Genomic DNA, 22,346 nt, shown 5'->3' with positions numbered 1-22,346 from the left:
GGCAGGTGCCGGATCTCGGCAACCCACGGGCGAGTGATTCTTGTTAACGCTTCGCCGGAATGGCGACAAAGCCGTTAATATCCCCAGAGTTATCCACTGTGGATAAAAAAAAATTAACCAAATTATCCACTGCAACTTTCAAGCTTCCGCCGACCCCTAGCACGGAACGCTCGTGTGGATAACCAAGGGTTAACACATTCTTAACGCGAAAAAATCTTGGAAACTCGCCTTAAACGAGCAAGCGTTGCCGGGCGAAAACTTCATTTGAAAGGGATATGCAATGAAGACGAACGCTTTACTGAAAACACCTGCGATTGAAGACACCTTTGACCGTGAATCGGACCTGCACTCTGGGAAGGGGACAGAACTGTTCACAACGAGCATGGGGCCAGTGGACGCCGACATGATGAGCGGCGCGGGCACAGGGCTCTTTACCACCTCGATGGCGCCCCCGGCCGACACTCTCAGCGGTGCCGAGACCGGCCAGTTCACCACCAGCATGGTGGCGGGCCGCGATGCGCTGCGCGGCGATGCAACCGGTCTGTTCACGACCTCAATGTAACCCAAGCGATTTGGCGCGGCCTTGCGACTACCCCTCGCGGACCGCGCCAGACGCAATGCGCGGCAGGCCTTCAGGACAAAGGAAGAACCCCCATGTCTAACGTCGTCTCTTTGGGCCTGCCGCGCAGACCGTCTCTGGCCGAACGGCAGGCGGTGCTATTGGGCAATTTCGCCCGCAATCGGCGGAAGCTCGACGATGTCTTCTGGCTGAAGGAGAATGCCGAGGTCCTGAATGTGCTGGCCAGCAGCGGTGCGATGCTGCCGGACGACGCGCTTGAGCCCTATCGGCGGATTTACGACGGGCTGGAGGAGCGGTTGCGCTTCTTTCCACAATACTACCGATTTTTGCTGTCGATCTGCCTCGACCTCGAAGACCTGGGCATCGGCAAGAGCAAGGGCGCGGCGCTGTGCCGCTGGGCGGTGAAGGCCGGGCTGGTGGAGGCGGAACTGTCCGATCTGCAGCGGGCCGAAGCGCAGCGGCTGCTCAACCGCCGTGGCGCCGGGATCGAGGACAAGCCGCTGCGGGCGCGGTTGCGCAGCTTCATGGACCGCTCCGAGACCTTCGCGCTTCCGAACAAGAAGGCGGCCTACGAACTCACGCATATCGTGTTCTACCTCTCAGACTACGGTCTGAACGATCCGCAGATCGGCGAGGATGCCATCGTCAGCCTCGAGTTTGCCGGCCTGCTGGCCTATCTGGATCAGGACGTCGACCTGCTGGCCGAAACATGTGTTGCCATGCGCTTCGCAGGCCGGCGGACCAGCCCGATCTGGGAGGACTGGATCGCCGCTCAGATGGGTGGATTCACGCTCAGCGCCCGGGCGTCGGGCCAGGCAGATGCTTATCACGAATACCTGGTGACGAGTTGGTGGGCGCTTTTTGCCGATCGCCCGAGCTTTCCCGGCACACCGCAGGCCGCGGGCTTGCATATTGCACGCAACGCCGCAGGGCGCAGCCCTTTGCGGGCGATGTCAGAATGCATGTTTCACCTTGGCCCCGCGCGCAGCAGCGATTGGGGCCGGATGCGTCAGGCGATGTCGGATGCCATTGGTGCAGAGGGCGAGGATATCCTCACCGGGGCCGAGCAGTCCTCGGAGCGGTTCGATGCCTTCTTTGAAGGATTCTCGCGCGCGGATATGTGAATAAAAACAAGGTCCTGTGTGATGAAGCTCATCTACATTGAGAAGGACGTCCCGCAGCCACAGGAGCTGGAGGCGTTGGGGTTGTCGATCACGAAGCGCGCACCGATCAGCTCTTCCGAGAAGTCGATGGTCGCACCGCCCAGGAACGGCAGGGAGACCGCATCGACGACCACCTTCTGGCCAGCGCCTTCCAGGATCAGATCGTCTTCGCGCGGCTCGTCCAGCGCGATTTCATACTGAAACCCCGAGCAGCCCCCTCCTTCCACCGCAACGCGCAGCGCCTTGCCTTCGGTCGCAGCGCCAATCTCGGCCAAACGGTCGAAGGCGCGGGGGGTCACTTTCGGTGGGACTTGCATCTCAAGGTCTCCGGCGGGCGGTTTCATTCAACACTCACCTGCAATATAGAAGCTGTCGGAACAGGCGACAAGGATCAGCCATGATGGCGATTTACGCCTCTGATCCGGTGCGCGCCAGGGGACGGCGCGTGCAGGAGGAGGAAAGCACGTTCCGGTCCTGCTTTCAGCGCGACCGGGATCGGATCATCCATGCCAGCGCCTTCCGCAGGCTCAAGCACAAGACGCAGGTGTTTATCGAGCATGAAGGCGACTATTACCGCACGCGGCTCACCCATTCGATCGAGGTGGCACAGGTGGCGCGCACGATCTCGGGCGCGCTGGGGCTGAACGCAGAGCTGACCGAGGCTGTGGCGCTGGCGCATGATCTGGGCCACACGCCCTTTGGGCATACTGGCGAGGATGCGCTCTCGGCCCTGATGGCGCCCTACGGCGGGTTCGATCACAACGCCCAGGCGATCCGCATAGTCACTCATCTGGAGCGGCACTATGCGCGCTTTGACGGGCTCAATCTCACGTGGGAGACGCTGGAGGGGCTGGCCAAGCACAACGGCCCCGTCACGGGCGAGATCCCCTGGGCGCTGCAGGCCTGCACCGATGAGTTGGACCTGGAGCTGCACACATTTGCCAGTGCAGAGGCGCAGGTCGCGGCCATTTCCGACGACGTGGCCTATAACCACCACGATCTGCACGACGGGCTGCGGGCCGAGTTGTTCTCGACCGATGAGCTGGCGGAGCTGCCGATCCTCGACGGCTGCTTCCGCGAAGTTGATGCCCTTTATCCCGATCTCAACTACTACCGGCGACGGCACGAGGCGCTGCGCCGGTTCTTCGGCGTTCTGGTGGAGGATGTCATCGGTTTTGCGCAGGCCCGGCTGGACCAGATCAAGCCGCAGTCGGTGGATGACATCCGCGCAGCCGGGCAGACGATCATCCGCTTTTCCGATCCGGTCTTTGCCGATCTCAAGGTGATCCGCGCGTTTCTCTTTGACCGGATGTACCGTGCGCCCAGCGTGGTGGAGATGCGCGCGCGCGTGACCCGTGTGGTGGAAGAGCTCTTTCCCTATTTCATGGCGCACACCGACCAGCTTCCCAAGCAGTGGCGCAAGGATGTGGAAGAGGCGCAAGGCCAGGTGGCGCTTGCCCGGATTGTCTCGGACTACATCGCCGGGATGACCGACCGCTTTGCGCTGCAGGAGCATGAGCGACTGATCGGCACCGGCTGAGCGCCGCCGCGGTTGACCCGCCGATCCTGCGTGATACACCGCGCCAATCTTTGCCAAAGGACGCCCGAGATGAACCTTTTTGCCGATATTCGTGCGCTTGTTCTGGACTGTTTGCAGGGCATGGCCGCAGACGGGCAACTGCCCCACGGCATGTCGTTTGACAATGTAACGGTCGAGCCGCCACGTGACGCGGCGCACGGCGATATGGCGACAAATGCGGCGATGGTTCTGGCAAAACCGGCCGGGCAAAAGCCGCGTGACATCGCAGAGGCGCTGGCCGAACGGTTACGCACCGATGCGCGGATCAACCGTGCCGAGGTGGCGGGGCCGGGCTTTCTGAACCTGCGGCTCCTACCCGGCGTGTGGCAGAGCATGATCGGCAATATCCTGACCGCGGGGACTGACTTCGGGCGCGCCACGCTGGGGCAGGGCAAGCGGATCAATGTGGAATATGTCTCCGCCAACCCGACTGGGCCGCTGCATGTCGGCCACACGCGCGGCGCGGTGTTCGGCGACGCCCTTGCCTCGCTGCTGGAGTTCGCGGGCTACGACGTGACGCGCGAATATTACATCAACGACGGCGGCGCGCAGGTCGATGTGCTCGCGCGGTCGGTCTACCTGCGGTATCTCGAAGCGCATGGGCAAAAGGTCGCCTTCCCCGATGGCACCTATCCGGGCGACTACCTGATTGCTGTGGGCGAGGCGCTGAAGGAGAAGGTGGGCGACAGCTTTGTCGACAAGGGAGAGCAGTTCTGGCTTGCCGACGTGCGTGACTTCGCCATGGACGCGATGATGACGATGATCCGCGAGGATCTCGCAGCACTTGGCGTCGAGATGGATGTGTTCTACTCCGAAAAATCGCTCTACGGCACCGGCCGGATCGAAGCGGCGATTGACGATCTGCGCGAAAAGGGCCTGATCTACGAAGGCGTGCTGGAGCCGCCCAAGGGCAAGACGCCCGAGGATTGGGAGCCGCGCGAGCAGACGCTTTTCAAGTCCACCGAACACGGCGACGATGTCGACCGGCCGGTGAAGAAATCCGACGGCTCCTGGACCTATTTCGCACCCGACATCGCCTATCACTATGACAAGGTGCAGCGCGGTTTCGACGCGCTGATCGACGTCTTTGGTGCCGATCATGGCGGCTATGTCAAACGGATGAAAGCGGCGGTCTCCGCGCTCTCCGAAGGCGCCGTGCCGCTGGACATCAAGCTCTGCCAGCTGGTGAAGCTCTTCAAAAACGGCGAGCCGTTCAAGATGTCCAAGCGGGCAGGGACGTTCGTGACCCTGCGTGATGTGGTCGATCAGGTCGGCCCGGATGTGACCCGCTTTGTGATGCTCACCCGCAAGAACGACGCGATGCTGGATTTCGACTTCGACAAGGTGATGGAGCAGAGCCGCGAGAACCCGGTGTTCTACGTGCAATACGCCCATGCGCGGGTGGCGAGCGCGATGCGCAAGGCGACCGAGGCCGGGATTCCCGTGGATGACGCAACGCTGCGGGCCGCCGATCTCAGCCTGCTGGATCACGAGGCGGAGCTGGGGCTGGCGGCCAAGCTCGCAGAATGGCCCCGGCTGGTGGAGGCGGCGGCCCAGAGCAACGAACCGCATCGGGTGGCCTTCTACCTCTATGAACTCGCGGGCACGTTCCATGCGCTCTGGAACAAGGGCAATGATGTGCCGTCCTTGCGTTTCGTACAGGATGACCCAAAAGTCACAGCGGCGAAAATCGCGCTCGCCCGGGCTACGAGCGTTGTAATTGCGGCCGGTCTTGGTATTCTTGGCGTTACACCGGCGCAGGAAATGCGGTAGCAAATCGCAGCCTTCGCCAGAGCAGGCAAATCGAACGAGAGACCGGCGGGGCACGCATCTTGTCGGCAGCGAGGCGACGATGGCGGATATCGAATTCTCCCATGGCATGGGGGCGTATGGGCGTGAGCCTGCGCCCGATCGGGCGGATGAGCCCACGCCCAACACCTTTGTCATGATGACCAATGTGGCTGGCGCGGTTGTGTCGCTTGCGCTGATCGCGGGCATTGGTGTCTGGGGCTACAAGCTGATGGTCCGGGATGTCTCTGGCATTCCCGTGGTCCGGGCGGCGGAAGGCGAGATGCGGGTGCGGCCCGAGAACCCGGGCGGGCAGCTCGCACGCCACCAGGGGCTTGCGGTGAATGCAGTAGCGGCCGAGGGCAGCGCCGCAGGTCCGGTCGATCAGGTGGTGCTTGCGCCGCGCGACACCGATCTCGCCGAGGAGGATCAGCCCATCACCGCCGAGACGGTTGCACCTGTCGCGCAACCCGAACCATTGGCACCCGCTGCCGAAAGCCTCGATGGGCCGAAACGGGTGCCGGCGCGCACCGACAGCACGGTGGCCGAAAACCTGCACGCCGGCGCCATTGACGCGGTGGTCGCAGAGCTGACCGCGGGCAGCACGCCGCTTGGGGATGCCGAGGCGGAAGAGAGCCAGCCGCCGGCAGCTTTTGCAGAGACAAGCGAGGATGAGGCGGCCGAAACACCGCCCGTCATTGGGCAAACCGTCAAACGCCCGCAACTTCGCCCGCGTGCCGTGGCGCGGATGCAACCGGCGGCCTTTGTCTCTGAAACGCCCACATCCGAAGTGGAGGCCGCCGCCATCCCCTCCGGGACCCGCCTCGTCCAGCTTGGCGCCTTTGACAGCGCGGATGTGGCGCGCAGCGAGTGGTCGCGGCTCGAAGGGCGGTTCGGCGAATACATGCAGGACAAATCGCGCGTCGTCCAACAGACCGAGTCAGGCGGGCGCACGTTCTACCGCCTTCGGGCCATGGGGTTCAGAGACCTCGCCGACGCCCGGCGCTTCTGTTCGGCGTTCAAGGCAGAAGGGGTGGATTGTATCCCGGTCGCCGCGAAGTGAGCCGCTTTGGCGCGACCATCCTCGATGCCGACGGGCTTGCGCTGAGCCGGGAAGAGGTTGCGGTCTTCAGGGAGGCGAACCCCTTCGGCTTTATCCTCTTCGCGCGCAACATCGACACGCCCGACCAGGTGCGCCGCCTCTGCGATCAGATGCGCGAGGCCGTGGGGCGCGCGGCACCGATCACCATTGATCAGGAAGGCGGGCGGGTGCAGCGGCTGCGAGGGCCGACCTGGACGGACTGGACACCACCACTGGATTTCGTGACCGCCGCCGGGGATCGGGCCGAGGAGGCGATGTACCTGCGGTACCGGCTGATCGCGGCGGAGCTTCACGCGCTTGGCATCGACAGCAACTGCGCGCCGATGGTCGATCTCGCCGGCCCGCAGACGCATGACTTCCTGCGCAACCGCTGCTACGGCGCGCGCCCCAAGGCCGTGGCTCGTCTGGGACGCGCGGCGGCTTCCGGGCTGCTGGCAGGCGGCGTGCTTCCGGTTCTCAAACACATCCCCGGCCATGGCCGCGCGACGCTCGACAGCCACTACGATCTGCCGGAGGTGGAGGCCGATGCCGCGACGCTGGCGGCCGAAGACTTTGCCCCGTTCAAGGCGCTGGCCGATCTGCCCATGGGCATGACCGCCCACCTGGTCTATCGCGCCTATGACACAGCACCCGCGACGCTGTCGCCAAGGCTCATGCAGGTGATCCGCGACGAGATCGGCTTCGACAACCTGATCATGACCGACGACATCAGCATGAAGGCGCTCTCCGGCACGCCCGAGGAGATCGCCACTGGCGCGCTCGCCGCGGGATGTGACGTGGTGCTGCAGTGCAACGCACCGCTTGAGGCGCGCAGACGGGTGGCGGAGGCGGCAGGCGAGATGACGGAGGCTGCGCAGATCCGGGCCGAGCGCGCACTCGCCTTCCGCAAACCGCCGGACGATATTGACATAGTCGCCGCACGCGCGCAGCTTGACACGCTGTTAGCGGAGCAAACGACGTCGTAGTCATGGCTGAAACACCTTTTGAGGAAGACACCCTATCGGTCGCGGATCGGCTGGCTGCGGAGGCGCTGATCGTCGATGTGGACGGTTTCGAAGGGCCGCTGGACCTGCTGCTGACGCTCAGCCGGACGCAAAAGGTCGACTTGCGCAAGATCTCCGTTCTTGCCCTCGCTCAGCAGTATCTCGCCTTCGTGGAGAGGGCAAAGGCGCTGCGGCTGGAGCTGGCGGCAGATTATCTCGTCATGGCGGCCTGGCTCGCCTTTCTGAAGTCCCGCCTGTTGTTGCCGCCGGACCCGACCGAGGAGGGGCCCACAGGCGAGGAACTCGCCGCGCATCTGGCCTTCCAGCTCGAACGGCTGCAGGCCATGCGCGATGCGGCAGCGCGGCTCATGGGCCGCGACCGGCTGGGCCGCGATTTCTTTGCGCGCGGCCAGACCCATGAGGTCACGCGCACCCGCAAGATCCGCTACACCGCGACGCTGCTTGATCTGATGCAGGGCTATGCCCGCATCCGCACCCGCGACGACTTCCGCCCCTTCACCATGGACCGCGATGCGGTCTTCACCATGGAGCAGGCGCTCGACCGGATGCGCGGGCTGATCGGATTTGCAGGCGACTGGACCGATATCTCCAGCTATCTGCCCGAAGGCTGGGAGATCGACCCGGCGCGCCGCCGATCCGCCACCGCAGCGACCTTTGCGGCCTCGCTCGAGCTTGTTAAAGAGGGCCATCTGGAAATCCGGCAGTCGGAGACCTTCGCGCCGATCCAGCTGCGGAAGAAGGACACGCCCAAGTGAGTGAAGATCAAGCGCCAGAGCCGGAAGAGAGCCTGTTCGAAGCGCCGCCTATGGGCGAACAGGAGCGGATGGTCGAAGCGATCCTCTTTGCGACGGCCGAGCCGGTGAGCCTGCGCGAGCTTGCCGCCCGCATGCCCCATGGCTCTGATCCGGCAGAGGCCCTGGTGTACCTGCGCAAGCGCTACGAGGGGCGGGGCGTGACCCTCTGCAAGATCGGCGATGCCTGGGCCATGCGCACCGCGCCCGATCTGGGCTTTCTGATGCAACGCGAAACGGTCGAGACCCGCAAGCTCAGCCGTGCGGCGATCGAAACGCTCGCCATCATCGCCTATCACCAGCCGGTCACCCGCGCCGAGATCGAGGAGATCCGCGGCGTCTCCGTCAGCCGCGGGACGGTGGATCAACTGCTCGAGATGGAGTGGATCCGCTTTGGCCGCCGAAAGATGACACCGGGACGGCCGGTGACCTTCGTGGTCACGCAAGGTTTCCTCGACCATTTCGGGCTGGAAAACGCACGCGATCTGCCGGGCCTGAAGGAGCTGCGCGCAGCAGGTTTGCTCGAAAACCGCCCGCCGCCCGGCACCGGACTGCCGGGCCCCGAGGAGGAGCCGGAGGACGAAAGCACAGAAGGGCAGAGCGAGCTTTTCGAGGATTGACCGCAGCCTGTCCTGAAAAAACCGCATTCCGCGCTATAATCACAAATGAAAAGCGCAAGGAGGCAGAGCCATGGACAGATTGATCAGCATGATCCTGCGCCAGATCACCCGGCGTCTGGTCAACAAGGGCATCAATGCGGGGTTCAGGAAAGCGGCGTCGATGAACAAGGGGCGACAGGACAGCAAGCGCCCTCTGCCAGAGCAAAACCCGCAGAGCAAAGAGCAAATCAGGCAGGCCATGCGCGCCCTGCGCCGCACGACACGCATGTAGCGGCGGCTAGCCCGCGCGGAAGTGCTTCGAAAGTTTCAGCCCTTGGCCCTGGTAGTTCGAGGCGATGCCCGCACCGTAGAGATGCGTGGGCACTTCGGCCATCCGTTCATAGATCAGCCGGCCCACCACCTGCCCGTGCTCCAGCACGAAGGGCGCCTCGTGGCAGCGCACCTCAAGCACGCCGCGCGAGCCTGTCCCGCCCGCTGCATGGTGACCAAAACCCGGATCGAAAAAGCCTGCGTAATGCACGCGGAACTCGCCCACCATGGCGAGATAGGGCGCCATCTCGGCGGCATATTCTGGCGGGATCGTGACCGCCTCGCGGCTCACCAGAATATAGAAGGCCCCCGGATCGAGGATGATCTGGCCGGTTTCGCTGTGGACGTTTTCCCAATAATCCCGCGGATCGTAATGGTTGATCAGGTCCAGGTCGATCACACCGGTATGCGGCTTGGCCCGGTAACCGACCAGCGTGGTCTCCGGCAGGCGCAGATCGACGGAGAACCCCAGGCCATCGTCAATCACCGCCGGGCCGTCCACCAGCGGTGTTTCGGTGTGCAGCGCGCGCAGCGCGTCATCGTCGAGCACGGCCTCGCCGTCCCCAAAGCGGATCTGATTGAGCCGCATGCCCGGACGCACCAGAACCGAAAACGACCGCGGGCAGATCTCGGCATAGAGCGGGCCGCAGTAGCCCGCGGCAATCCGGTCGAACTCGGTGCCGCCATCGGTGATGGTGCGCGTGAGCAGATCGAGCCGGCCGGTGGAACTCTTGGCGTTGGCAACGGCTCGGACGCCTGGCGGCAGCGCCAGGGACTCCATCAGTGGCACCACGTAGACGCAGCCTTTCTCCAGGACGGCGCCGCCCGAGAGGTCGACGCTGTGCATCTCGAACTCGCGCAACCGGTCGAGCACGCGCGCGCCTTGACCGGCCAGAAAGGAGGCGCGCACCCGGAAGGCGGTGGTGCCCAACCGCAGATCGAGGCTGGCGGGCTGAACCTGTGCTGGATTGATTTCCCGCGTCGCCGCGATCTGGCTGTCCGCAATCATCTTGCTGATCATTTGATTGGGCAGCACGCCGCTCATCGGATCGCTTCCTGACATGCCATGCGCCGCGCTGCAGCACGGGCTTTTCTCGTATGTCGGATGGTCGGGCTAGCAGGACTTGAACCTGCGACCTTCCGTCCCCCAGACGGACGCGCTACCAGGCTGCGCCATAGCCCGACATGAGGGGCTACATACCCGATCTGAGGGCCGAGGCAAGAGCGAATTGGCATCTTTCAGTCTTTGGCCGCGTCTTTGCTGGCGTTGGTCAGGCTGGCCCTCAATCGGATCAGTTGCGCCAGCAGCGGTTTGACCGCGTCGCGCTGCGCATCATTGAGCGACGGGCTGCTCGCCAGGGCGGAAAGTGCGGCCGGTTCGGCGGGCATGTCCGCTTCGTTGGGCAGAGGGCCCACCTCGATGATCCTTGGCGTGGGGGCCTGCTCGGCCTCGACCGGGACAGCGGAGACCTCTTCGTCCTGCTGTATCGACGCTGCACCCTCTTCCTGCGCCTCGGCAGGCTCTTCAGCAGGCGGAGCCTCGGCCTCGGGCGCCGGTTCCGGCACTGGCGCGGGATCGGCCCGCGGTCTGCGGATGAAACTTGGCAAGGCGTCGTCGGTGTCCTCCGCCGCATCTTGAGGCTCGGGCTCCGCGGGTTGGGTGGGCGGCTCGGCAGGCTCAGGGGGTGCGGGGTCGTCCGCCGCAGCGGCCTCGACAGGCGGCGGGGCCTCTTCGGCGGGCTCCTCGGGGGGCGCATCGCGCATCGGTTCCGGCTCGGGTGCGTCGGTCTCGTCAGGTGTTTCCGCCAGCTCGACAGCGGGCTCATCCTCCGCGACGGGATCTGCCTCTGCGCCCGGCTCGGGCGCTGCCGCCTGCGCAGCCGTCTCATCCTCCGCGACCGCCCCTTGTTCTGGTTGTTCTGGCTCTGGGCTCGCCGGTTCAGGCGCGGGCTCCGACTGATCTGGTTCTGCCGCGTCCAGCTCGAGTTCCAATTCCAACTCGGTTTCGAGATCAAGCTCCGGTTGTGCGGGCTCTGCCTCTGCCTCGGCTTGAGGTGGATCGGCCTCCTCCTCGAGGGCGGGTGCCACCTCCTCTGACGGCGCAGCTGCCACCTCTTCCACGGCCTCCGGCTCAGGAGCATCATCGATCTCCTCACCCTGCGCTGGCGTATCCTGGGGCGGCGTGTCCGCTGGTGGCGGAGGGGCGGCCGGCGGTGCGACCTCTGCCTCCTGCTCCGGGGTGGCGACATCGCTTTCGATGACCGCCATGGTCAGGTCGTCCAAGGGTTGCGACTGGTCTGCCACATGGCTGACCCCGTGCTCGCGCAGCAGTTTCTGCACGCCCTTGATCGTCAGCCCGTCATCATGCAGCAGCTTCTTGATGCCCCCCAGCAGGAGCATGTCGGCCGGGCGGTAGTAGCGGCGGCCCCCAGCGCGTTTGACCGGTTTGACTTGGGCAAACTTGCTTTCCCAGAACCGCAGCACATGCGCTTGCACGCCCAACCAGTCGGCAACCTCCGAGATCGTGCGAAAAGCGTCGGGGGATTTTGGCATCAGATCAGGACTTGTTCCCGTCGGCCACGCGGTCCTTCATCAGGTGCGACGGGCGAAAGGTCAGAACCCGGCGCGGGTTGATCGGCACCTCTTCACCCGTTTTCGGATTGCGTCCGATGCGGGCCGACTTGTCACGGACGGAGAAGGTGCCAAATGACGAGATTTTCACTTGTTCGCCGCGGACCAGCGCATCTGAGAGATGTTCCAGTACGGATTCGACCAGCTGCGCGCTTTCGTTGCGCGACAGGCCGACCTCCCGGAACACCGCCTCGCTTAAATCCATACGAGTCAATGTCTTTTCGGCCATGGCTGTCCCCCTGTGGTTTTCAGCAACCATAGGGGAGAGGGATTTTCAGAGTCAATATCAATGACTTGGCCGCTGGCGTTTGAGCAGGAATTTCCGCTCTACCAGCGCAGCACCACCGCGCCCCAGGCCAGACCGCCGCCGATGGCTTCGGTGACGATCAGATCGCCTTGCTGGATCTGGCCGCGGTCGCGGCCCACGGAGAGCGCCAGGGGAATCGATGCGGCCGACGTGTTGCCGTGGTCCTGCACGGTGACGACGACCTTTTCCATGGGCAGACCGAGCTTCTTCGCGGTGCCCTGGATGATGCGGATATTGGCCTGATGCGGCACGATCCAGTCCACGTCCTGCGGCGCCACCCCGGCGCGCTCCATCGCCTTGGTCGCTGTCGCGGCAAGCTTCTCCACCGCATGGCGGAACACCTGGTTGCCCTGCATCCGCAGATAGCCCGTCGTGCCCGTCGACACGCCGCCATCGACATAGAGCAGGTCCTTGTGCCGGCCGTCGGAGTGAAGGTCGGTCGACAGGATCCCGCGATCCGCGGCAGTGCCGGCACCCTCATCCGCCTCCAGCACCAACGCGCCGGCCCCGTCGCCGAAGAGCACGCAGGTCGAGCGGTCGGTCCAATCCATGATCCGGCTGAAGGTCTCGGCACCGATCACGAGCACGCGTTTGGCCTGGCCGGAAATGATCAGCGCATTGGCGTTGCTCAGCGCATAGATGAAGCCTGCACAGACGGCCTGCACGTCGAAGGCAAAGCCGCTGTCCATGCCGAGATCGGCCTGAACCATCGTGGCCGCTGAAGGGAAGGTGAGGTCGGCAGTCGAGGTCGCCAGCACAATGGCGTCAATGTCGGAGGGCTCAAGATCCGCGTCTTTCAATGCAGCCCGCGCAGCGGTGGTCGCCATTGTCGATGTCGTCTCGCCTTCGGCCGCAAAATGCCGCCGTTCGATGCCCGAGCGGGCGCGGATCCACTCGTCATTGGTGTCGAGCGTCGCCTCGAACTCTGCGTTGGGCACGATGCGCTCGGGCAGGTAGTGGCCCACGCCCCTGACAACCGCGCGCAGGCTCATGATATGCTCTCCTCTCCGGGCAACCCGGCCACCCGTGCGGCCAGCTTGTCGGTGAATTTGATATCGGCAAGCTGCGCGGCCAGCTTGATGGCCGCCGAGACGCCGGTGGCATCCGCGGCACCATGCGACTTGACGACAGTGCCGTTCAGCCCCAGGAAGACGCCGCCGTTCACCCGGCGCGGGTCGATCTTCTTCTGCAACCGGCGCAGCGAGGTATAGGCCAGCACCGAGGCGAGCCGCGACAACGGCGAGAACTTGAAGGCCTCGCGCAGCCGGTCGCCGATCATGCTCGCGGTGCCTTCACCGGTCTTGATCGCCACGTTTCCGGTGAAGCCGTCCGTCACGATGACATCGCAGACATCGCCAGAGATATCCCCTCCCTCGACGAAGCCGACGAATTCGAACCCGGCGAGGTCGCGCTGGTCGCGAATGAGCTCATAGGCTTCCCGCAGCTCGGTGCGGCCCTTGTGCTCTTCGGTGCCAACATTCAGAAGACCCACGCGCGGTCGCGGCAGATCGAGGCCGTTGCGCGCATAGGACATGCCCATCAGCGCGTAGCGCAGCAGGTCATCGGCATCGGCCTTCACGTCGGCTCCCACATCCAGCATCACGTTGAACCCCTGCGGGTTCGACGAGGGGTAGAGCACGGCAATCGCAGGCCGGTTCACACCCGGCAGCTTGCGCAGGCGGATCATCGACAGGGCCATGAGCGCGCCGGTGTTCCCGCAGGAGACCGCGACGGTTGCAGTCCCATCGCGCACCGCCTCGATGGCCGACCACATCGAGGTTTCCTTGCCGTTGCGTACGATATGGCTGGGCTTGTCATCCATGCTTACCACGCCGGTGGCATCCCAGATCTCGACGCGGCCGCTGAGCGCCCGTTTGCGCGCAACAAGGCCGGACAGCTCGGCTTCCGGGCCGTGCAGGATAAACTGGATATCGGGGTTCTTGCGCGCCGAGACATCACAGCCCGCAACCACGGCGGCGGGGCCTTCGTCCCCGCCCATCGCATCTACGGAAATGGTGATGCGTCTGGCTTTTGCGGATGCCTGATCGGTCTGCGCCGTCATGGTGCGACTGCCCCCAAACCTTCTGCCCTTATTGTTTAAGGGAAAGGTTTAGGCCGCGTCGTCTTCCAGATCAATCTCTTCCGTGAGCGCGACCACTTCCTTGTCGTCATAATGGCCACAGGCGGCACAGACGTGGTGCGGGCGCTTCAGCTCGCCGCAGTTGGTGCATTCGTTCGGGTTTGCGGCAACCAGAGAATCATGCGCGCGACGATTGTTGCGGCGCGACTTGGAGACCTTGTTCTGTTGAACAGCCATTGTCTTGGGCCTTTTGTCGTTCGGGGCCGGGCGCGCAGGTGTGGCGCGGGGCCGGGTTTCTATTCCTGTCCCAGATGTCGGGTGTGACGTGCGTTTAGGCCCAAGCCCGGCGCTTGTCCAACCCTATTTGGGTGAGCGGCGCAAAATACTGTGATTGCGCTGCGGTGCAAGCGGTTTTTTAGTCTGGATGGCCCCGCTGGACCAGCGCGGGCAGATCGCCGGCCACATGCGCTTTGATGAACCGCGCAAAGAGTTGCGGGTCCTCGCCGGCCCATCCGTGACCCAGACCCGGTACAATCGCCGAGACGCTGCCCTCGAAGCGGCGTTCAAAGGTCGCAAGCCCCTCCCGGATCAGCGGATGTTCCCGCCCGCCCGCAATGAAGGCCAGCCGGGTCTGAGGTGGGGCGGCATCTGCCGGACATTCGAAGTCCACCACATCATTCGTCGCGCGTCGAAAGGCCGAAACCCGCGTTTGGGCCGCGGCCTCAACAAACCCGTCCACATCGACATCCGGGCCCATCATCCGGGCCGTGCGCCGGGCGAAGAAGGGGCGCGGAGCCAGCGGTGCCGTCAGCGCCGAGACGAGCTTCATGAGCGCCCGCTTCGGCATACCTCCGGGATGGATGCCGCTGAGAAGTGCGGACTGGCAGAGGGCGGGGTGGCGCAGGCAGAGATGCAGGCCCACGTAGGACCCCAGTGACAGGGCGGCGAGATGAAGCGGCGCGCTGCGGCCCGTGGCTGCGACCGCCTCGGCCACCTTGTCGGCGCTCTCTTCCAGGGATCGCCAGGGCAGGTCGCGGCTTTGACCGTGGCCCGGAAGATCGATCAGCAGCAGGCGGTACGCCGGCAAGGCCGCGGCGACATCGCGCCACATCCAGCTGCTGATGCCAACCGCATGCAGGAACAGGAGTTCCGGTGCGCCCTCCGGACCGGTCTGCGTTGTGTGAAGCACGGCATTCGCCTTCTTTGTGGGTCAGTCTTTCGCGTCTTTCGACATCTGCGCCTTGAGATCGGCCAGCCCCGCAAAGGGCTTTGTGTCTTCATCGCGCATCGGTGTGACGCCCGGCTCTGCAAAGACCTGTTCGCCCAGATCCGCGCCGGCGCTGCGCGGGTAGAGCGGCAGGGACAGCACGAGCGCTTCGACCATCACCGCATGGGGTTCGATCCAGCGCCCAAGAGGTTCGGTGCTGTCATCCTCCGGCATCTCGACTTCGGGGGCGGTGATCTCTTCATACTGGGCGAGGTAGTGACGCTCCACCGGGGTTTCGATGCGGGTGGTGACCGGCTCCAGTGTCACGCCACAGGGCTGCACAACGGTTGCGCCCAGCTGGCCGGTCAGCCTCCAATCACGGTCGCCCTGCGCGCTGACGTCACCGGTGAAGGTGAGCTTGCGCAGACCCAGCAGGTCGAGCTCGGCGGCCAGCGCCTGCAGCGTTCCGGCATCGGGGCTCAGGGCGAAAGGCGTCGGCCTGTTCTGGGTTAACTCGGCGACACGCAGGGCGCCGGGCGAGGGGGGAGGCTGCTGGGCCATAAGCACTTTCGTTTCTTGAACCTCGGGCGGTCCATGGTGTAAGCGAGATAAAAGCCGCAGTGCGTAAGGGCAAGAGGGCAGGTGGAATGGGTTTCGGAAATGCGGTGATGGGGATGATGCCGCCGAGCGTACGCAGATTGGTGCTGATTGCCGCCTGCATATCGTTGACGGCATGCGGCGGGATCTATCGGGATCACGGCTACTTCCCGCCGCCGGAAGATCTGGAGCAGATCGTCGTGGGCATCGACACGCGCGACAGCGTGGAAGAGACGCTGGGCTCGGCCGCATCGGGCTCGGTCCTTGGCGACGATGCGATGTATTTCGTGCGCAGCCGCATCCGCACGGTCGCCATGCTGGAGCCGCAGGTCATCGACCGGCAGGTCCTGGCGATCAGCTTCAATGAGGCCGGCGTGGTGACCAACCTGGAGACTTTCGGTCTGGAGCGCGGCCAGGTCGTGCCGCTGACGCGCCGTGTGACAAGCTCGGGTGTGCGCGATACGACCTTCCTGCGGCAGCTTCTCGGCAACATCGGCCGCTTCACACCCGGGGCGGCAGATATCGACAACTAAGAGTGTCACGCGACCGTCAAGAAGCCTGTGATAGAAGCGCGGAGACTGGCAGCGCTGCACCGGAGGCTGCGATGATCTCTTTTCGGAGGGGCCGCCATCTGGCGCGCACCGCATCGACGCCGCAGGATATCGACGCGGCACAGCGGTTGCGCGCGTGCTGCTTCGGCTTGCCGGTCGATCGCGACATCGACGCCTTTGATGAGCGGTGCACACATATTCTGATCGAAGAGGAAGCGACCGGGACGCTGGTCTGCACCTTCCGGATGCTCGAACTGACCGGCGCGGAGCTCTCGGCCAGCTACGCTGCGCAATACTACGAGTTGTCGGCGCTCGAGACGTTCGAGGGTCGGATGGTCGAAATGGGTCGCTTCTGCATCGACCCCGATCTGCGCGATCCGGATATCCTGCGGGTCGCCTGGGCGGCGATGACCGCTTACGTCGACGCGCATGACGTTCGGCTGCTCTTCGGCTGCTCGTCCTTCGCGGGGACGGAAACGGCCGACTACCTCGATGCCTTTGCGATGCTGAAGGCCCGTCACCTCGCGCCCAAGCACTGGCTGCCGCGGGTCAAGGCGCCGGACGTCTTCCGCTTTGCCGCGCGGCTGCGGCGCAAGCCGGATCTGAAGAAGGCCATGGCGCGGATGCCGCCGCTGCTGCGCACGTATCTCATGATGGGGGGGTGGGTCAGCGACCATGCCGTCGTGGATCGTCAGATGAACACGCTGCATGTCTTCACGGGCGTGGAGATCGGCGCGATTCCCGACGCCCGCAAACGCCTGTTGCGGGCGCTGGCCTGAGACTTCTTGCCTTCGGCGAGGATATTTTTGGCCAGAAGAAACAGCCCAAGTTGACCTTCGGTGCCGTGCGGCTTAGCTGGCGGTCATGGCCCGCGTTCCCCTTCTGCAACTCACCGAGATTTCGCTCACCTTCGGTGGCGATCCGGTGTTCGACGATCTCAGCCTCGTCATCCAGCCCGCAGACCGGGTGGCGCTGGTCGGACGCAACGGTTCCGGCAAATCGACCCTCATGAAGGTGATGGCCGGGCTTGTGGAGCCGGACCGGGGCGAGGTTGTGCCCGGGCCGGGTGTCTCTGTCGGCTATATGGAGCAGGATCCGGATCTGGCCGGCTTTGCGACGCTGGGTGATTTTGCGGCCGACGGGCTGGATCCGTCCGAGATGTACCTGGTCGAACGCGCGGGGGCAGGGCTCAAGTTCGACCCGGCGCGCCCGGTCGAGACCGCAAGTGGTGGCGAGCGGCGGCGCGCCGCGCTTGCGCGGCTGATGGCGGGCAGCCCGGACCTGATGCTGTTGGATGAACCGACCAACCATCTGGATATCGAGGCAATTGCCTGGCTCGAAGAGGAGCTGGCGCAAAGCCGCAAGGCCTGCGTGATCATCAGCCATGACCGCGCGTTTTTGCGTGCACTGACTCGTGCGACGCTCTGGGTGGACCGTGGTGTGGTGCGGCGCCAGGAGAAGGGCTTCGCCGCCTTCGAGGCGTGGCGCGATACGGTCTGGGAGGAGGAGGACACGCAGCGGCACAAGCTCAACCGCAAGATCAAGGCCGAGGCGCGCTGGGCGGTCGAGGGGATCTCGGCGCGGCGCAAGCGCAACCAGGGCCGGGTGCGTGCCTTGCAGGACCTGAGGGCGGAGCGCGCGGCCCAGATCAAGCGGCAGGGCACGGCGGCCATGGCGCTGGACGCGGGGCCAAAGTCGGGGCGCAAGGTGATCGAGGCGCAGGGCCTCTCCAAGGCCTTCGGCGACAGGATCATCCTGCGGCCCTTTTCGCTGACCGTGCAGCGCGGCGACCGCATCGCGCTGGTCGGGCCGAACGGTGTGGGCAAGACGACCCTGCTCAACATGTTGATCGGCCGGGAGCCGCCCGATGCCGGTACCGTCACGCTGGGCACCAACCTCGCGCTTGCGCTGTTCGATCAGGCGCGCGCGCAACTCAACCCCGATCTCAGCCTCTGGGAGAGCCTGACCGGTGATCCGGAAATGCGGGTCTCGGGCAAGGCCGATCAGATCATGGTGCGGGGGACGCCGAAACATGTGGTCGGCTATCTCAAGGAGTTCCTCTTTGACGAGGCGCAGGCCCGTGCGCCGGTGCGCGCGCTCTCGGGTGGTGAGAAGGCGCGGCTGCTGCTGGCCCGGATTATGGCCCGGCCCAGCAACCTTCTGGTGCTGGACGAGCCGACAAATGACCTCGATGTGGAAACGCTCGACCTCTTGCAGGAGCTGCTGGCGACCTACGATGGTACGGTGCTGCTGGTGAGCCACGATCGCGATTTTCTCGACCGCGTGGCCGCAACCACGATCGCGATGGAGGGGGACGGACGCGCGACGGTCTATGCGGGTGGATGGAGCGACTACCAGCGCCAGCGCAAGCCGCAGGACGCATCGCAGAGCGCGCCGAAAGCCAAACCTGCGGCTGTCGCCGAGAAGCCGAAAGCCGCCACCAAACCCGGCCTGAGCTTCACCGAACGGCATCGTCTCGAGGCCCTTCCGGACGAGATCGCGCGGCTGGAGGCGGAAATCGGCAAACTTGAAGAGTTGTTGAGCGACCCAGCGCTCTTTTCCGAGCAACCGGTGAAGTTTCAGAAGGCCAGCGAGGCGCTGATCGAACGCCAGCACAAGCTCGCGGCGGCGGAAGATGAATGGCTCCTGCTGGAGGAGAAGGCGGCTTCCTAAAGCGTTTCGCCCTTGACCTGAGACAACACATGTCACCAATTGCGTTGATTTCATTGAAATCAGGCAGCGACAGGGGATGCAAGTTCAACGCGAATTGCGTCAGCGCATCCGCAAGGCTCCGTCGATGCGGATGACCTCGCCGTTCAGATAGCCGCAGCTGACGATGAAGGCCGCGAGCCGTCCGAATTCCGCCGGATCGCCGAGACGTGGCGGGCAGGGGACGTCTGCAGCCAGCTCCGTCTGCACCTCTTCGCCCAGGCCCGCCAGCATCGGCGTGGCGAAGATGCCCGGCGCGATGGTCATCACCCGGATGCCGAGCTTTGCCAGATCCCGCGCCATCGGCAGCCCCAGCCCCACCACACCGCCTTTCGAGGCGGCATAGGCCGTCTGCCCCTTTTGCCCGTCGAAGGCGGCGATGGAGGCGGTGTTGATGATCACACCCCGCGCCCCCTCCGCATCCGGCGTGTTGTCCTGCATGGCTGCAGCCGCCAGCCGCGCCACGTTGAAGGTGCCCACGAGGTTGATGTCGATGGTGCGCTGAAAGAGCGGCAGGGGGTGCGGCCCTTCGCGCCCGATTGTCTTCGCTGCATCGGCGATCCCCGCGCAGTTTACCGCGACGGTAATGCGCCCCATCTGCGCACGCGCGTGCTCGAGTGCCGCGCTGACCGAGGGTTCGTCGGTCACGTCGGTCTCGGCGAAATGCCCCCCGATCTCCTCTGCGACTTGCCGCGCCCGCGTTGCGTCCCGGTCGAGCAGTGTCACCGTGGCGCCCTTCGCCGCGAAGTGACGCGCGGTGGCTTCCCCAAGGCCAGATGCGCCGCCGGTGATCACCGCGGCCGTGTCTTTCAGGTCCATCGCGCCCTCCCTGATCTGAACGCGCGTTCAGATCATCATGCCCGCAGCGCGCTGTCTAGTCGAGGCCCATCAGGCGGCGGTCGATCCTTGCGACGGGGCGGGCGAGGGTCGTCAGCGGCGGCCACCAGACCCAGGTGCCGCCCAAGGGTCGCGCGCGGGCGCCGGTGCCAAGCTTGAACCGCTCCAGCCCTTTCGCGTCCTCGCTGTTGATTGTTCCCAGATCAAGAAACTCCACACCTTTCGACTTGGCCCAGAGCATCACCGACCACATCAGCACCGTATGCGCGGACATCAGCCGCCCGGACGGTCGCGTGTGGCCGATGTGATAGGTGGCGCCGCGGCCATGCCGCAGGATCAGCATCGCGGCGACTGGCTCGCTGCCCCAATGAGCCACGAAAAGCTTCGATTTGCCGGGATTGGCGCGGCCAAATGCCAGTGTCAGTGGGGTGGGCCAGCCGCGATAGCCGCGCGCTGCCTGCTGCACCAGATCCGCCTGCACCAGCCAATGGCCGGGATCGGCCGGCATGTTCTGACGGGTGATGCGCAGGCCATGTGCCTGGCCGTGGCGCAGCCGGTTGCGCCACTTCGGGTGGAGGCCACCCATCAGCGTCTCCTCATCGGGTCGCAGGTCGAGCACAGCGACGGTCGCGGGGCTGATCAGAGGCAGCGCGCCGATCTCGTGCAACGGCAGGGGCCGGTCCGGAGAGAGGAGTCTCGGCCCCTTCACGGGCACAGCGCGGGCCAAGCCGGCGAGGCCCGAAGCGGTTGTGGTCAGCGGTCGCGTGATCATGCTGACGGGGAGCGGCCCGAACTGCCGTCGCAATACCAGCGTGCCATCGGGCAATTGCAGGGCGGGCGTCCCCGCCTCTTCAAGCGCGCGGGCGAATTCGGCGCTTTGCTGCAAGGCGGGCGGGGTGTCCTGGGGCGCGCTGTCAAACATGGCCACAGTTAACCGAACCGAAACCTAAATCGGCGTTAATGAGGTCATGAAAAAATCTGCAATGAGCATTGCTGCCCCCGCTCCGCGTCTGACCAAGACAGCTGCAACACTGATCGCCGTGGGGATGTCGATCCCCGTTTTCGGCATCCTGAGCCTGGTGGAGTTGCTCTGGTTCTAGAGCGCGTTGCGGCCGATCAGACGCGTCCGACAGTCAAACCCGTGGTTGCGCCACCGGCGGGACGCAGCGCGTTTGAAATCGTCTCAACGCGAGCCGCTCTAACCCAGTTGCACCAGAGCGTGGCGTTTCTTGCCAGCGCTCAGCTTGATCGGGTTTGAAAGCGCGCCTGCGTCGATCATAAGGCCTGCGTTGGTCAGCGGCTGGTCATCCATGCGGGCGCCGTTCTCGGCAATGAGACGCTTGGCCTCCTTGCCGGAGCCTGCAAGACCCGACCGCACGATCAGTTGTACGATTGAGATCCCGTCGCCCAGATCGTCCGCGCTCAAGGTGAGCGTCGGCAGATCGTCCCCCACACCGCCCTTCTCGAAGACCTCGCGTGCGGTGGATTCTGCGGCCGCCGCGGCCTCAGCGCCATGCAGAAGCGTGGTCACCTCATTGGCCAGCCGGATCTTCGCTTCGTTAATCTCAGAACCTTGCAACGATCCTAGCCGCTCACACTCGTCCACGGCAAGCTCGGTGTAAAGCTTGAGAAACCGGCCCACGTCCGCGTCCGTGGTGTTTCGCCAGAACTGCCAGAACTCATAGGGCGCCAGCATCTCTGCGTTCAGCCAGACGGCGCCCGACTGCGACTTGCCCATCTTCTTGCCGTCCGAGGTGGTCAGCAGCGGTGAGGTCAGCCCGTAGACTTCTCCATCGATCACCCGCCTGGTCAGATCAATCCCGTTCACAATATTGCCCCACTGATCCGAGCCGCCCATCTGCAGAATGCAGCCATAGCGGCGGTGCAGCTCCATGAAGTCATAGGCCTGCAGGATCATGTAGTTGAACTCGAGAAAACTCAGCGACTGCTCGCGGTCGAGCCGCGACTTCACGCTCTCAAACGACAGCATCCGGTTGATCGAGAAATGCCGCCCGATGTCGCGCAGGAAATCGAGGTAATTCAGATCATCGAGCCATTCGGCGTTGTTGATCATCATCGCGCCGGTCGGCCCGTCGCCATAGGTCAGATAAGCCGAAAACACCTGTTTGATGCCCGCGATGTTCTCGTCAATCTCGTCTGGGCTCAGGAGCGGGCGCTCGTCTGCGCGAAAGGACGGATCGCCTACCTTCGTGGTGCCGCCGCCCATGAGGGTAATCGGCTTGTTGCCTGTTTTCTGCAGCCAGCGCAGCATCATGATCTGGATGAGCGAGCCCACGTGCAGAGACTTTGCCGTGGCATCAAACCCGATGTAGCCGGGCTGCCCGCCCTTCAGCAGCGCCTCGTCCAGCCCTTGATAGTCGGTGCAATCCGCGAGGAACCCGCGCTCCATCATCACGGTCACAAAATCCGACTTCGGGTGGTAGGTCATCGTGCTTGCTCTCGGCTGGAATTGCGCACACTCTATAGGCGG

General features: G+C 64.6%; 24 protein-coding genes and 1 tRNA gene. 12 read left to right on the top strand and 13 right to left on the bottom strand.

From position 1 onward, the window contains the following. The first annotated feature begins 280 nt into the window (after positions 1 to 280). Together MUB52_RS13060 and MUB52_RS13055 are read left to right on the top strand one after the other, a co-directional pair. A complete protein-coding gene (locus MUB52_RS13060) occupies positions 281 to 562 on the top strand; it encodes a DUF6749 family protein (RefSeq protein WP_263844672.1) in 282 nt (93 codons plus the stop codon). A gap of 92 nt (positions 563 to 654) precedes the next feature. Further along, complete coding sequence (locus MUB52_RS13055; RefSeq protein WP_263844671.1) at positions 655 to 1,704, top strand: DUF6902 family protein; 1,050 nt, start codon at positions 655 to 657, stop codon at positions 1,702 to 1,704. Between the two features lie 32 nt (positions 1,705 to 1,736). On the opposite strand, the gene MUB52_RS13050 is transcribed toward MUB52_RS13055, so the two are convergent. Further along, a complete protein-coding gene (locus tag MUB52_RS13050; protein WP_263844823.1) occupies positions 1,737 to 2,060 on the bottom strand; it encodes a HesB/IscA family protein in 324 nt (107 codons plus the stop codon). Positions 2,061 to 2,140: 80 nt separating this feature from the next. On the opposite strand from MUB52_RS13050, the gene MUB52_RS13045 reads away from it, so the two are divergent. The 7 genes from MUB52_RS13045 to MUB52_RS13015 all read left to right on the top strand — a co-directional run bounded on the left by MUB52_RS13045 (position 2,141) and on the right by MUB52_RS13015 (position 8,898). Next, a complete protein-coding gene (locus MUB52_RS13045; protein WP_263844670.1) occupies positions 2,141 to 3,283 on the top strand; it encodes a deoxyguanosinetriphosphate triphosphohydrolase in 1,143 nt (380 codons plus the stop codon). 69 nt (positions 3,284 to 3,352) lie between these two features. Next, positions 3,353 to 5,095, top strand: coding sequence for an arginine--tRNA ligase (gene argS, locus MUB52_RS13040; protein ID WP_263844669.1), 1,743 nt, complete (start codon positions 3,353 to 3,355; stop codon positions 5,093 to 5,095). Between the two features lie 79 nt (positions 5,096 to 5,174). Beyond that, positions 5,175 to 6,173: an SPOR domain-containing protein gene (locus tag MUB52_RS13035; RefSeq protein ID WP_263844668.1), complete on the top strand. Its 999-nt coding sequence runs from the start codon at positions 5,175 to 5,177 to the stop codon at positions 6,171 to 6,173. Continuing rightward, positions 6,170 to 7,177, top strand: a complete 1,008-nt coding sequence (gene nagZ / locus MUB52_RS13030; RefSeq protein ID WP_263844667.1) for a beta-N-acetylhexosaminidase — start codon at positions 6,170 to 6,172, stop codon at positions 7,175 to 7,177. Before MUB52_RS13035 ends, nagZ begins: the two co-directional genes overlap by 4 nt. Before the next feature lie 2 nt (positions 7,178 to 7,179). After that, on the top strand, positions 7,180 to 7,971 hold the full coding sequence (locus tag MUB52_RS13025; RefSeq protein WP_263844666.1) for a segregation and condensation protein A: 792 nt from the start codon (positions 7,180 to 7,182) through the stop codon (positions 7,969 to 7,971). A gap of 50 nt (positions 7,972 to 8,021) precedes the next feature. Then, positions 8,022 to 8,627, top strand: a complete 606-nt coding sequence (gene scpB, locus MUB52_RS13020; RefSeq protein ID WP_263844822.1) for an SMC-Scp complex subunit ScpB — start codon at positions 8,022 to 8,024, stop codon at positions 8,625 to 8,627. 70 nt (positions 8,628 to 8,697) lie between these two features. Then, the gene (locus MUB52_RS13015) at positions 8,698 to 8,898 is read left to right on the top strand and encodes a hypothetical protein (protein WP_263844665.1); all 201 of its coding nucleotides are present in this window, start codon (positions 8,698 to 8,700) and stop codon (positions 8,896 to 8,898) included. A 6-nt stretch (positions 8,899 to 8,904) separates the two neighbouring features. On the opposite strand, the gene MUB52_RS13010 is transcribed toward MUB52_RS13015, so the two are convergent. From MUB52_RS13010 to MUB52_RS12970, 9 genes are all read right to left on the bottom strand, one after another. Continuing rightward, positions 8,905 to 9,981 (bottom strand): 2'-deoxycytidine 5'-triphosphate deaminase, encoded by a 1,077-nt coding sequence (locus MUB52_RS13010; RefSeq protein WP_263844664.1) that lies wholly within the window; start codon positions 9,979 to 9,981, stop codon positions 8,905 to 8,907. A 61-nt stretch (positions 9,982 to 10,042) separates the two neighbouring features. Continuing rightward, a tRNA-Pro gene (locus MUB52_RS13005) sits at positions 10,043 to 10,119 on the bottom strand. 56 nt (positions 10,120 to 10,175) lie between these two features. Then, the gene (locus MUB52_RS13000; RefSeq protein ID WP_263844663.1) at positions 10,176 to 11,489 is read right to left on the bottom strand and encodes a MerR family transcriptional regulator; all 1,314 of its coding nucleotides are present in this window, start codon (positions 11,487 to 11,489) and stop codon (positions 10,176 to 10,178) included. A gap of 4 nt (positions 11,490 to 11,493) precedes the next feature. Further along, complete coding sequence (gene ihfA / locus MUB52_RS12995) at positions 11,494 to 11,796, bottom strand: integration host factor subunit alpha (RefSeq protein ID WP_159979738.1); 303 nt, start codon at positions 11,794 to 11,796, stop codon at positions 11,494 to 11,496. 98 nt (positions 11,797 to 11,894) lie between these two features. Continuing rightward, positions 11,895 to 12,866, bottom strand: coding sequence for a beta-ketoacyl-ACP synthase III (locus MUB52_RS12990; protein ID WP_263844662.1), 972 nt, complete (start codon positions 12,864 to 12,866; stop codon positions 11,895 to 11,897). Further along, the gene (gene plsX / locus MUB52_RS12985; protein WP_263844661.1) at positions 12,863 to 13,936 is read right to left on the bottom strand and encodes a phosphate acyltransferase PlsX; all 1,074 of its coding nucleotides are present in this window, start codon (positions 13,934 to 13,936) and stop codon (positions 12,863 to 12,865) included. The genes MUB52_RS12990 and plsX overlap by 4 nt, the downstream gene beginning before the upstream one ends. A gap of 48 nt (positions 13,937 to 13,984) precedes the next feature. Continuing rightward, a complete protein-coding gene (rpmF, locus tag MUB52_RS12980; RefSeq protein WP_195820411.1) occupies positions 13,985 to 14,191 on the bottom strand; it encodes a 50S ribosomal protein L32 in 207 nt (68 codons plus the stop codon). A 178-nt stretch (positions 14,192 to 14,369) separates the two neighbouring features. Continuing rightward, complete coding sequence (locus tag MUB52_RS12975) at positions 14,370 to 15,143, bottom strand: alpha/beta fold hydrolase (RefSeq protein ID WP_263844660.1); 774 nt, start codon at positions 15,141 to 15,143, stop codon at positions 14,370 to 14,372. A 21-nt stretch (positions 15,144 to 15,164) separates the two neighbouring features. Further along, complete coding sequence (locus tag MUB52_RS12970; protein WP_263844659.1) at positions 15,165 to 15,722, bottom strand: YceD family protein; 558 nt, start codon at positions 15,720 to 15,722, stop codon at positions 15,165 to 15,167. A 107-nt stretch (positions 15,723 to 15,829) separates the two neighbouring features. On the opposite strand from MUB52_RS12970, the gene MUB52_RS12965 reads away from it, so the two are divergent. The 3 genes from MUB52_RS12965 (at position 15,830) to MUB52_RS12955 (ending at position 18,982) form a co-directional block, all read left to right on the top strand. Further along, positions 15,830 to 16,291, top strand: a complete 462-nt coding sequence (locus tag MUB52_RS12965; RefSeq protein WP_263844821.1) for an outer membrane protein assembly factor BamE — start codon at positions 15,830 to 15,832, stop codon at positions 16,289 to 16,291. A 71-nt stretch (positions 16,292 to 16,362) separates the two neighbouring features. Beyond that, positions 16,363 to 17,088, top strand: coding sequence for a GNAT family N-acetyltransferase (locus tag MUB52_RS12960; protein ID WP_263844658.1), 726 nt, complete (start codon positions 16,363 to 16,365; stop codon positions 17,086 to 17,088). Between the two features lie 85 nt (positions 17,089 to 17,173). Next, the gene (locus MUB52_RS12955) at positions 17,174 to 18,982 is read left to right on the top strand and encodes an ABC-F family ATP-binding cassette domain-containing protein (protein WP_263844657.1); all 1,809 of its coding nucleotides are present in this window, start codon (positions 17,174 to 17,176) and stop codon (positions 18,980 to 18,982) included. Between the two features lie 99 nt (positions 18,983 to 19,081). On the opposite strand, the gene MUB52_RS12950 is transcribed toward MUB52_RS12955, so the two are convergent. The 3 genes from MUB52_RS12950 to tyrS form a co-directional block, all read right to left on the bottom strand. Continuing rightward, positions 19,082 to 19,837: an SDR family NAD(P)-dependent oxidoreductase gene (locus tag MUB52_RS12950; RefSeq protein ID WP_263844656.1), complete on the bottom strand. Its 756-nt coding sequence runs from the start codon at positions 19,835 to 19,837 to the stop codon at positions 19,082 to 19,084. Positions 19,838 to 19,892: 55 nt separating this feature from the next. Next, on the bottom strand, positions 19,893 to 20,777 hold the full coding sequence (locus MUB52_RS12945) for a GNAT family N-acetyltransferase (protein WP_263844655.1): 885 nt from the start codon (positions 20,775 to 20,777) through the stop codon (positions 19,893 to 19,895). A 276-nt stretch (positions 20,778 to 21,053) separates the two neighbouring features. Next, the gene (tyrS, locus tag MUB52_RS12940; RefSeq protein WP_263844654.1) at positions 21,054 to 22,304 is read right to left on the bottom strand and encodes a tyrosine--tRNA ligase; all 1,251 of its coding nucleotides are present in this window, start codon (positions 22,302 to 22,304) and stop codon (positions 21,054 to 21,056) included. Between the last annotated feature and the right edge of the window lie 42 nt (positions 22,305 to 22,346).

This window comes from Roseobacter sinensis, assembly GCF_025755255.1.
Classification (GTDB): Bacteria; Pseudomonadota; Alphaproteobacteria; order Rhodobacterales; family Rhodobacteraceae; genus Roseobacter; species Roseobacter sinensis.
The sequence above is the reverse complement of the archived record's forward strand: the minus strand, read 5'-3'. Positions and strand labels throughout refer to the sequence as shown.